Annotated in this window: 10 protein-coding genes; 7 read left to right on the top strand and 3 right to left on the bottom strand. The window is 38.0% G+C overall.

Going from position 1 to position 10,077, the window contains the following annotated elements; genetic code table 11:
- Nucleotides 1–369: 369 nt before the first annotated feature.
- The 4 genes from ACP5NR_RS02750 (at nt 370) to ACP5NR_RS02735 (ending at nt 4,716) form a co-directional block, all read left to right on the top strand.
- Entirely contained in the window at nt 370–1,017 is a 648-nt protein-coding gene (locus ACP5NR_RS02750) for a CoA transferase subunit A (RefSeq protein ID WP_428004532.1), read from the top strand.
- Between the two features lie 5 nt (nt 1,018–1,022).
- On the top strand, nt 1,023–1,682 hold the full coding sequence (locus ACP5NR_RS02745) for a 3-oxoacid CoA-transferase subunit B (RefSeq protein WP_428004590.1): 660 nt from the start codon (nt 1,023–1,025) through the stop codon (nt 1,680–1,682).
- 5 nt (nt 1,683–1,687) lie between these two features.
- A complete protein-coding gene (locus tag ACP5NR_RS02740; protein WP_428005902.1) occupies nt 1,688–3,025 on the top strand; it encodes a C1 family peptidase in 1,338 nt (445 codons plus the stop codon).
- An 89-nt stretch (nt 3,026–3,114) separates the two neighbouring features.
- Nucleotides 3,115–4,716, top strand: a complete 1,602-nt coding sequence (locus ACP5NR_RS02735) for a GGDEF domain-containing protein (RefSeq protein WP_428005901.1) — start codon at nt 3,115–3,117, stop codon at nt 4,714–4,716.
- Here the strand turns inward: ACP5NR_RS02735 and hemW are convergent.
- From hemW to ACP5NR_RS02720, 3 genes are read right to left on the bottom strand one after another with little or no spacing between them, the layout of a single operon-like run.
- On the bottom strand, nt 4,708–5,829 hold the full coding sequence (gene hemW / locus ACP5NR_RS02730; protein WP_428004535.1) for a radical SAM family heme chaperone HemW: 1,122 nt from the start codon (nt 5,827–5,829) through the stop codon (nt 4,708–4,710). The genes ACP5NR_RS02735 and hemW overlap by 9 nt on opposite strands.
- Nucleotides 5,819–6,622: a hypothetical protein gene (locus tag ACP5NR_RS02725; RefSeq protein WP_428004536.1), complete on the bottom strand. Its 804-nt coding sequence runs from the start codon at nt 6,620–6,622 to the stop codon at nt 5,819–5,821. The genes hemW and ACP5NR_RS02725 overlap by 11 nt, the downstream gene beginning before the upstream one ends.
- A gap of 12 nt (nt 6,623–6,634) precedes the next feature.
- Nucleotides 6,635–7,438, bottom strand: coding sequence for a 50S ribosomal protein L11 methyltransferase (locus ACP5NR_RS02720; protein WP_428004537.1), 804 nt, complete (start codon nt 7,436–7,438; stop codon nt 6,635–6,637).
- Nucleotides 7,439–7,537: 99 nt separating this feature from the next.
- Here ACP5NR_RS02720 and ACP5NR_RS02715 point away from each other — a divergent pair, with 99 nt between their 5' ends.
- The 3 genes from ACP5NR_RS02715 to ACP5NR_RS02705 are packed head-to-tail and all read left to right on the top strand — an operon-like array spanning nt 7,538 to nt 10,061.
- Complete coding sequence (locus ACP5NR_RS02715; RefSeq protein ID WP_428004538.1) at nt 7,538–8,089, top strand: TetR/AcrR family transcriptional regulator; 552 nt, start codon at nt 7,538–7,540, stop codon at nt 8,087–8,089.
- 50 nt (nt 8,090–8,139) lie between these two features.
- Nucleotides 8,140–8,823, top strand: a complete 684-nt coding sequence (locus ACP5NR_RS02710) for a zinc metallopeptidase (protein WP_428004539.1) — start codon at nt 8,140–8,142, stop codon at nt 8,821–8,823.
- Nucleotides 8,820–10,061: a transcription antitermination factor NusB gene (locus tag ACP5NR_RS02705; protein WP_428004540.1), complete on the top strand. Its 1,242-nt coding sequence runs from the start codon at nt 8,820–8,822 to the stop codon at nt 10,059–10,061. The genes ACP5NR_RS02710 and ACP5NR_RS02705 overlap by 4 nt, the downstream gene beginning before the upstream one ends.
- Nucleotides 10,062–10,077 lie beyond the last annotated feature (16 nt).

The following is a 10,077-nucleotide window of genomic DNA, read 5'->3' as shown; positions in this document are numbered from 1 at the left end:
GAAGATGTACGTCTGGGATGTGTTGCTGAATGCAAATATATCACAAGTTGAATCATACGGGCGGTGATCAGTAATATGCAAGCAATATTTTGATATGATTTAACAACCAAATTAAACAAAAAAGGAGATTTTGTTCGATAATCATTAATAAACAGACAAATCAATGTATTTTGGCAAAGTTGATCAAATTTTGAAGATAATTTAAAGTCCGTAGTTAATTTTTTTGAAGATTGAAACTTTTAGGTGATCAGACACTGAAAGACAAATACCCGATCCAAAGTGATTCGAATTTCTAAACTTAAATAGTTCATAAATGTTAACCGTCAAATATGTGATATAATTTTTTAAAAATAGAGGAGGAGAGCACTTATGCATGTTATCAAAGTTGAAAAGGCAGTTGAGATGATACCAGATGGTGCGACGATCATGATAGGAGGCTTTTTGGGCGTGGGTACCCCACAGATTGTGATAGATGAAATGATAAAACAGAAAAAATCCAACCTTACGGTGATCGGAAATGATACGGCTTTTCCAAACAGTGGCATTGGTAAACTTGTAGTCAGCAAACTCGTAAAAAAGATTATCGTGTCTCACATAGGAACAAATCCAGAGACTCAAAAGCAAATGATTGAAAAAGCCATCGATGTTGAACTTGTCCCCCAGGGAACGCTTGCAGAAAGGATAAGGGCTGGCGGAGTTGGTCTTGGCGGTGTTTTAACTCCAACAGGCATAGGGACGGTTGTCGCAGAAGGTAAGCAGATTTTTAAAATAAACGATGCCGAGTATTTGCTTGAACTTCCGATAAAAGCCGATTTTGCGATAATAAACGCAAAGAAAGCCGATTGCAACGGCAATTTGGTCTATTCTTTAACGGCAAGAAATTTCAATCCCATAATGGCCATGGCAGCAAAAACGGTTATAGCCGAAGTTGACGAGATCTTGCCGATTGGAACAATACCGCCAGACGACATTCATACGCCAGGTATTTTCGTGGACTACATCGTGAGGGCAAGGTGATCGAGATGGATGCGAAAGTGTTGATAGCAAAAAGAGTAGCGCAGGAATTAAAGGATGGAGATCTTGTGAATTTAGGCATAGGTATACCAACACTCGTTGCGGATTACATTCCGCAAAATGTAAAAGTACTTTTTCAATCGGAAAACGGCATAATAGGAATGGGGCCTATACCCGAAGAAGGTCTTGAGCATCCAGATCTGACAAATGCAGGGGCGAATTACGTTAGCGCAATTCCGGGAGCAGTATGTTTTGACAGTGCAATGTCATTTGGAATAATAAGAGGCGGCCACCTTGACGTTACAGTGCTTGGAGGATTGCAGATCGACGAAGAAGGTCATCTTGCAAATTGGATGGTACCCGGAAAGATAATTCCGGGAATGGGAGGTGCGATGGATCTCGTTACAGGTGCAAAAAGGGTTATAATAGCCATGACTCATACTTCAAAAGGAGAACCCAAAATTGTCAGAAGTTGCACACTTCCACTTACTTCGATAAGAAAGATCAACCTGATTGTCACGGAGATGGCGGTTATCGAACCAACGCAAGACGGCCTTGAGTTAAAGGAAATCGCACCCGGTCTTACCGTTGAAGAAGTGTTAAAAGTCACAGAGGCAAAATTAAAAATTTCAAGTGATCTTAAAACAATGAAAATAGAAGGGATGTGAATTAATTGAAAATCGAAATGAAAGATCTTCAAAAGTTCAGAAAGGACTTTGAGTCATCCGAAAAAAACATCGTTGCAATGAACGCCGTCTCTCATGGATCGCTTAACGTCGTTGCGATGAACAGACTTCATGCCCAGGGATTAAGCAGAACATTTTCAAACGAAATAAAAACAAGAGGCATAACGAACCAGAAAAAAAGCGGAAGATGCTGGATGTTCGCAGGATTGAATCTTCTAAGAGAAAGTATCGCCAACAAATTAAATCTTGATAATTTTGAACTATCACAAAGTTATCAAATGTTTTACGACAAGATTGAAAAGGCAAATTATTTTCTCGAAAGCATCATAGAAACGGCGAAGGAAGATCTTAACGGACGTCTCGTCATGTGGATTCTTTCGAAACCAGTTGAAGATGGCGGACAATGGGGCATGTTTACAGATCTTGTGGGAAAATACGGGGTACTTCCAAAAGAGTTAATGGATGAAAGTTTTCAGACAAGTGAATCGGCTACAATGAACAGATTGCTTGACACGAAACTTCGAGAAGATGCCATGGTTTTAAGAGAAATGGTTAAAAAAGGTAAAACGACAAAAGAAATTCAATCAAAGAAAGCCGAATTACTTGAAGAGATTCACAGAATTTTATCGATAAACATAGGTTTACCGCCAGAAAAATTTGATTACGAGTATAAAGACAAAGATGGTAACTTCCATAGAATTGAAGGGATAACGCCGGTCGAATTTTACAAAGAATTCGTTGAAATGCCCATTGACGGCATGGTAAGCGTTATAAATTGTCCAACGCCCGATAAAAATTTCATGAAAACTTACACAGTTCAATATCTTGGAAATGTTATAGGAGGAAATGGAATAAAGTATCTCAACCTTAAACTTGATGAATTCAAAGCGCTTGCAAAAAAAATGATCCTTGATGGCAATTTAGTCTGGTTTACCGCTGATGTTGGCAAGATGATGGAAAGAGAAAAGGGTATCTTGGATACGGAAATTTACGATTTCGAAAGTCTTTACGGTACGAAATTTTTGTTCGACAAAGCGACAAGGCTCGATTATGGAGACAGCCTTATGACCCATGCCATGGTTTTTACCGGTGTTGACATCGATGACGACGGAAATCCTACAAAATGGAAAGTTGAAAATAGTTGGGGAGATCAATTAGGCGATAAAGGATATTTTTTAATGAGCGATTCATGGTTCGATCAGTACGTTTACGAAGTTGCCGTTGATGAAAAATATCTATCCGCAGCGATGAAAAAAGTCTTGAAAGAAAAACCTGTCGAACTACCTCCGTGGGATCCTATGGGTTCAGTCGCTTTTGCAAGATGAATGAAAAAAGTAGATTCATAATTTTTTCTCTTACGATTCTTAATTTATTTTACTTCCTGATCCTTATTTGGGGATCGGGGAGTTTTTTGGTGAGAAGTGTCACATTGTTCACTGTCCTCATACTTTCCGCTTATTTCGCTCATTCTTTTGGAGTTATAAGGTTCGGAAAATTTTCAATTTCAGCAAGTTTTTTCTTTCTTTTTCCGATGTTGGTTGTTTTTGGCCCTATCATTACATCGATGGCCGCTTACGTTATCTCTTTGTTTCAATACACAAAGATTGACCTATCAAGAAGAATTTACAGTGGTTCTCAATATGCCATTTCTTACGCTGTGGCTGGCCTTGCCATTCAAATCTTAGGTGTAAATATATATGGATTAATTGTGGCTTTCGCGATTTTTAAAATATTGAATTTCATCCTTGTAGATCTCTTCCTTTATTTCTACTTGGACAGATATAGAAATTTCCGTGATGCCCTGAAATATCTCTTGCTTGAAAGTGGCATATTCGTGCTTGTAATTCCGACAGCATACGTGCTTTATTTGAATCTGGACAATAACTTGATATTATATTTTTCAGTTTACACGCTTTTATTCCCGTTTTTTCTCACTTACATGCTTTCGGTTGAAAATAAATCCAGAATGGAACTTGAAAAAGAAAAGGTAAGACTTTCAAAATACGTAAATGAACTTAAACGCGTGCTTGAAGTATCGGAACTTTTGAAATCGAATATTTCTCTTGTCGATTTGATGATGCGAGTTGCTTCGATAATCCATGACGATCTTGGATGGGAATATGTACTTGTCAGCCTTGTAAGGCCGGACGATTCAATCGAAAGAATCGCTTATTCCGGTATCACCGAAGATGATTTTAAAAAACTTCAAGCGAATTGTCCAACTCTTTCTTTTGTTAAAAACATCATGAGAGATGAGTTTAAAGTTTCAAATTCGTATTTCATACCGGAAGAAGCAGACATAAATCTTCCGGATGAGATGGTTTACGTTGGGAAATACGATGTAATTGATGGCACAAGTTGGAAAGACAAAGATCTTTTATGGATTCCCATCTACGATAAAAATGGGAAGATGATAGCGTATATATCTCCGGATAAACCAAAAAATGGGAAAAGGCCTTCAGTGGAAGATATAACAATTTTAGAGATATTTGCAGATCAAGTGAGAGTCGCAATTGAAAATTCAAGCGAGTTTGAAACTTTACAGGAAAAAACGATCCGTGATCCGCAAACCGGCCTTTACAACCACACGGAGTTTTACAACAGAATCGATAAACTTGTTCAAGAAAAAGAAAAATTTTCTCTTCTCATGATGGATATAGACGATTTCAAATTTGTCAACGATTCTTATGGCCACCAGGCGGGCGATGTGATAATAGAATATTTGGCAGAAAGAATAAAATTATCGATAAGGCGCGGTGATATAGCGGCAAGGTACGGAGGAGATGAATTCACCATAATTTTAAGAGGCACAGAAAAGATGATAGCCAGAACAATAGCCGAACGCTTGCGCCTTTCGGTGGCTGAAGGGAATCCACCTGTTAAAGTGACGATAAGCATAGGTATAGCAGAATATCCATCTGATTCGTTAACTTCAAATGGCATCATTTCTGTTGCCGATAAAGCACTTTACATGGCTAAAATGCACGGAAAAAATCAGGTTGAAATTTCAAACTAATTCTGAAAGTACAAGTGCCGAAAATTTCATTCCGCTGGGAGTGAATTTAATCGTCCCGTTAGAACAATCTAAAAATTCTCCGCAGAATTTTTCAAGTTTTTTGATGTAAAAATTCACATCCTCGTTTCCAAATCTTTCTTTCAAAGAGACAAGATTTATACCTTTTTTAAGTCTTAATCCCATGAAAAATGTTTCTGCGAGTTCTGCTTTAAAAGAATTAATCGAATTGTAAGTACGGGGTAATTCACCCTTGATCAACTTTTGGACGTATTCTCCAAGATCAAAGGTATTCACCCATCTTCTCATTTCATGATGGCTACCGGCCGAAAGTCCAAATCCGATGTATTCGCCGTTTTCCCAGTAATTTATGTTGTGAATAGATGGCTTTCCCCTTGTCCATGAACTGAGTTCATATCTTTCGTATCCGAGTTTATCGAGACTTTCAATTATCGCTTCGTACATTTTTTCAGATTCATCTTCCGATGGAAGTTTAACGGCACCTGATTTGATCATCGGATAAAGAGGCACCTCTTCGTGGACTTCGAGTTCATAAAAGGAAACATGATCTGGCCTTATCTTTTCGACAATTTTTAAATCAGATTCAACGTCTGACAATATCTCAAATGGAAGGTTATACATAAGATCAACGTTTATGTTGTCAAAATACATCCTTGTTATCTCGTATTTTTTCAAAAAAGTCTCAAGATTGTAGGGCCGCCCTATGACCTTTAAAAGTTGATCCGATGTGCTTTGCAAACCAAGACTTACGCGATTAACGCCAATTACTTTGAGATCGTGGCAAAGATCAACGGTTACGTCTTCCGGGTTCATTTCAAAAGTTATCTCTGCGGGATCGTATCGAAAATTAACACGAATCTTATCAACCAAATTTGAGATGTAGTTGACTGGCACATGACTTGGTGTTCCACCACCAAAGTAAAGGGTAAAAACGTGCCCATCGCCCAATTGATTTGATACAATTTCAATTTCATGATAAATTGCATCAAAATAATCGGATATAAATCTATCGTTGACGTATGATGTAAAATCGCAATAGATGCACCTTCTCGAACAGAAAGGCACGTGAACGTAGATAGAAATATCAGTCTTCAACTGAAAGATACACCGATCCCATGTTGTATCCAACGGTTAATCTTCCACTTTGACTTGTAAAAATCGCATAAACAGCGGGACCCGAGTTCGATGGCATGAATCTAATAGTCCAACTGTTTTCAAGGGATTGCTGGGCTGCGGAAATTCCGATTCCGGGACCTATACCGTTTGCGTTAAAGCCGGCTCCAAGATCAATCGAAAAACCGAGATTTTTAAATTCAAATCCTCCTGTCAGGAAATAAAGATTCCCAACTTCGGTTGTTGAAAGAAAAGATCCTTTGATTGGAGAATACCCAATTTCTATGTCCGTCATATCCTGCAAATCAGATGTAAAGACAAGATAAAAATGTGTCTGAGCGTAAAGAGAAAGATTTGAAAACACGAATTGAGTCCTCCCGTTAAAATCAACTCCGAAATTTGGCAATCCGTAATTTCCAAGCGTAAGATCCAGATCGTAAAAGATCGGGGCAATCGTCCTCATCGTTTCGTATTCGAAATATCCGACGGGAGTCAATGGACTGATGTCAATTCCAATGGCGGCCGAATAAGTTGTTTTACCAACCATTAAATTTAAAAATCCAACCTGCTGTCTATCTATTGTGGTGTTTGAAAAGCCGATTGCACCACCAACACCGGTTGTTCCAAGGGTTTCGAGTAAAAGGATATTTCCTATTTTCTGAGAATAAGAGGTCATCCATTGGGGCCCTTGGTAAATAAAAGTTCTAAAACTGCCGTCCGCAAAAACAGATATCGTAAATCCCAAAATTAAAATGATAACCGCAAACCTTTTCATATTTTTACCTCCTCAACAAGAAAAAATGAAACCGCACCATTCTCCTTCACAGTCTTTATCGATGAGATTCATTCCACGTTTAAAACACGCTTTTTCCATATCTTTTTCACGGCCTTTATCTATTCCTGATATTATGAATATGATGTTTTTCGGGAGTTGATCGATCAATTTGATTATCACATCGTAATAGATGTTGGCCACGACGATATCAAAATTTTCATTGATGCCTTCCATCAAATCATTTTTTCTCACTTCGTAATCAACGTTGTTCAATTCTGCCGTTTCGAGAGATTGTTGAACTGCAAGCTGATCTGAATCTAACGCCAAAACTCTCTCTGCACCAAGTTTAACGGCAAAGGCCGATATTATTCCGCTGCCACAACCAACGTCGCAAACACTTAAGCCCTTTTTCATAACTTTTTGCAAAAATCTTATCGCGATCTTCGTACTTTCATGTTCGCCCGTTCCAAAGGCCATTCCCGGTATAATCTTTACGGTTATTCCGTTTTCAGGATCTTTAAACTTGTCCGGGTTAGGATTAACGTAAAGTTCATTTCCCACTTTTACTATTTTAAGACTTTCAGACCACTTTTTGATCCAATCTTCGTCTTCTACCCATTCTAATTCGAATGTTGCCACAATAATTTTCATGATTTTATCGACTTTTTCTTCATCGCAGAAAAGATGAAATACTTCCTCGTCGTCATTGGGGCGCGATTCAGAATAAAAATTTTGGCAATCGTAATTTGCAAGTAATTCCATGATTTCGTCAGATGAACTTTTATCGACTTCAAATTTGAACGATTTTCTTTTCAAGATGACACTCCTTTTGTCAATTATAACAGTTGAATTTTTTTATAAAATATGATATCATTTTTTTGACTCATAGGTCAAAGTCGAGAAGAGGTAGTTTAAATGACGATCAGAACAAACGGAATAAGAGAAATTATCCTTGAGGCTGCCAGAGAGGCTTTTTCTTCCAAGTCTTACGGTGATGTATCTATGGAAGACATCGCCAAGATTGCCAACGTAAAAAAGCCTTTGATATATTATTATTTCCCAAGCAAAAGTGAACTTTTCAAAGCGGCATGGGATGAAGCCTTTCATAAACTTGAAGATAAGGTTTTTGGAGTTTCAGAAAATGACGGGAAATACGTCAAAAAAGCCAAATCTCTTCTGCGATCTTACATAGATTTTTTGAGAAACGATCGCCAATCTTTGAGGCTCATTGAAAGAGAAAAAAATCGTTTCTATTCTGAAAAAGGATCAAGTTGGGAACATATCAAGAAAGAATACGACGGATTTGTAAATCGAGTTGCCGATGTACTTTCTTCGGAAATAGATTCAAATTCTGCCGAGTATGCCCGTGCTGTAACCGACATAGTCGGATCTTCCGCTTTACTGCCTGATGGACAGATGTCTCCTGATACAGTAGAGTTGATAATAATCAAAAGTTTGGCAAGATAAGATAAAAAATGCCTTAAAAGTTGTATAATATGCGTGAGGTGATGTAAAAGATGTTTTTGTGGTTTGCTTCGATGGTGATCTTGATTCCAGCGATAGTGCTTGCCATATGGGCTCAAACAAAAGTTACGACTACATTTAAAAGATACTCGCAGGTGAGATCCTCATTGAACGTTAGCGGATCCCAAATTGCGAGGATGTTGCTTGACGCAAATGGACTTTACAACATAAAGATAGAGAGAATTCCAGGACAGTTAACCGACCATTACGATCCAAGGTCGAAGGTTATAAGGCTTTCCGACGTTACTTATTCAAGCAATTCGATAGCGGCACTTGGCGTTGTCGCTCACGAGACTGGGCATGCCGTACAACACGCTCATCATTACGTGCCTTTGATAGTAAGAGACGCGATAGTTCCAACTGCCAATATAGGTTCAAGCCTTTCGTGGATCATATTCTTTTTAGGTTTGATTTTTTACAGCACATTTTTGATGCAGATAGGTATAATCCTTTTCAGCTTTTTCGTTATATTTACGCTTGTCACACTGCCAGTTGAACTTGATGCTTCTCATAGGGCTCTTGTGATGCTCAGGAATGTAATGGCAATGCCTGAAGGAGAGGTTACAATGGCACGCAAAGTTTTAAGTGCGGCAGCCATGACCTATGTTGCAAGTGTTGCAATGGCGGCTTTACAACTGCTAAGGTTGATACTTATATCTAACATGGTTAGAAGATGAAGGCAAGAATTGTGGCACTTGAGATCCTCAACGAGGGGATCTCAAATTTTTTTATACCAAGAAATGCATGGAAAAAAACTTCAAATCTTACAAAACAGGATAGGGCTTTCGTCAGAAGATTGGTTTATGGGACTCTTAGATACTACTTTGAAATAGACAAAATCATCGATACTTTTCTTAAAGATGCTAAAAAAACGCCTAAAGATCTTAAAAACATCCTCAGAATGGGTACGTATGAACTGATCGAAATGAAAATACCATCATATGCGGTTGTAAATGAATACACAAGTATTGCTAGACCAAAATTCAAAGGGCTTGTTAACGCCGTACTCAGAAAAATTTCTGAAATTTCAGATAAAACCCATTTTGAAAGTGGATTACCGCCATGGCTTTACGATAAACTGAAAAAAGATCTCGGCGACATTTTCCCAATTTTTCTTGAAAAAAATGAATTTCATGAAATTTATTTGAGGGCTGTTAACAAATCAAGAGACGAAATCATTCAAGATCTTACCAAGCAAAATATAGAAAGTTATCCAACGCATTTTTCTCCTTGGGGTATAAAGTGCACTGAAGGTATCGATCTTGACGGTTTTGAGCAATTTGAAAATGGAGATTTCACCTTTCAGGATGAATCTTCACAACTTGTCGGAATCGTGGTAGATCCTAAAGGTGAAGAGAAAATTTTAGATGCATTCGGAGGTGTCGGGACAAAAACAACTCATCTTGTTCAAATAAATCCACAAGCGGTAGTCACTTACAACGATATAAACAGATCTAAAATTTCAATTGCGATGGATAATTTCAAAAGGATGAGGATATTCCCATCCAAAATGATCAACACAGATATCATCAATTCAACATTAGATGAAAAATTTGATAAAATACTTGTTGATGCCCCATGTACGGCTTTAGGTACAATTGGGAAACACCCTGATTTGCTGTTAAGATTGACTGAAAAAGACATCACCGAAAAGGCTCAGATGCAGTTAAAAACGCTTGAAAATTTGTGGGAACATCTTTCTGACGGTGGCGAAATCATATATTCCGTTTGCACCGTCACAAAAGAGGAAACGGATGGCGTGATTTCAAAATTCATCCAAAATCACGATGAGGCTATTTGTGTTGATCCATTTGAGGGAAAGATGAATTTTGATTTTGAAAAGTTAGGAGTTCAACTTTTGAAATGGATAGATGGTTTCTACATCTCAAAGATAGTTAAGGGCGATAAAAGGTGACTTTTTCGTAAAAGGG

The organism is Athalassotoga sp. (genome assembly GCF_049965695.1).
Lineage (GTDB): Bacteria > Thermotogota > Thermotogae > Mesoaciditogales > Mesoaciditogaceae > Athalassotoga.
The sequence above is the reverse complement of the archived record's forward strand: the minus strand, read 5'-3'. Positions and strand labels throughout refer to the sequence as shown.

What these genes read in the sequence shown, in the direction of transcription:
- ACP5NR_RS02750 (WP_428004532.1), top strand. Translation starts at nt 370, where the DNA reads ATGCATGTTATCAAAGTTGAAAAGGCAGTTGAGATGATACCAGATGGT.
- ACP5NR_RS02705 (WP_428004540.1), top strand. Translation starts at nt 8,820, where the DNA reads ATGAAGGCAAGAATTGTGGCACTTGAGATCCTCAACGAGGGGATCTCA.
- ACP5NR_RS02725 (WP_428004536.1), bottom strand. Translation starts at nt 6,622, where the DNA reads ATGAAAAGGTTTGCGGTTATCATTTTAATTTTGGGATTTACGATATCT.
- ACP5NR_RS02745 (WP_428004590.1), top strand. Translation starts at nt 1,023, where the DNA reads ATGGATGCGAAAGTGTTGATAGCAAAAAGAGTAGCGCAGGAATTAAAG.
- ACP5NR_RS02715 (WP_428004538.1), top strand. Translation starts at nt 7,538, where the DNA reads ATGACGATCAGAACAAACGGAATAAGAGAAATTATCCTTGAGGCTGCC.
- ACP5NR_RS02710 (WP_428004539.1), top strand. Translation starts at nt 8,140, where the DNA reads ATGTTTTTGTGGTTTGCTTCGATGGTGATCTTGATTCCAGCGATAGTG.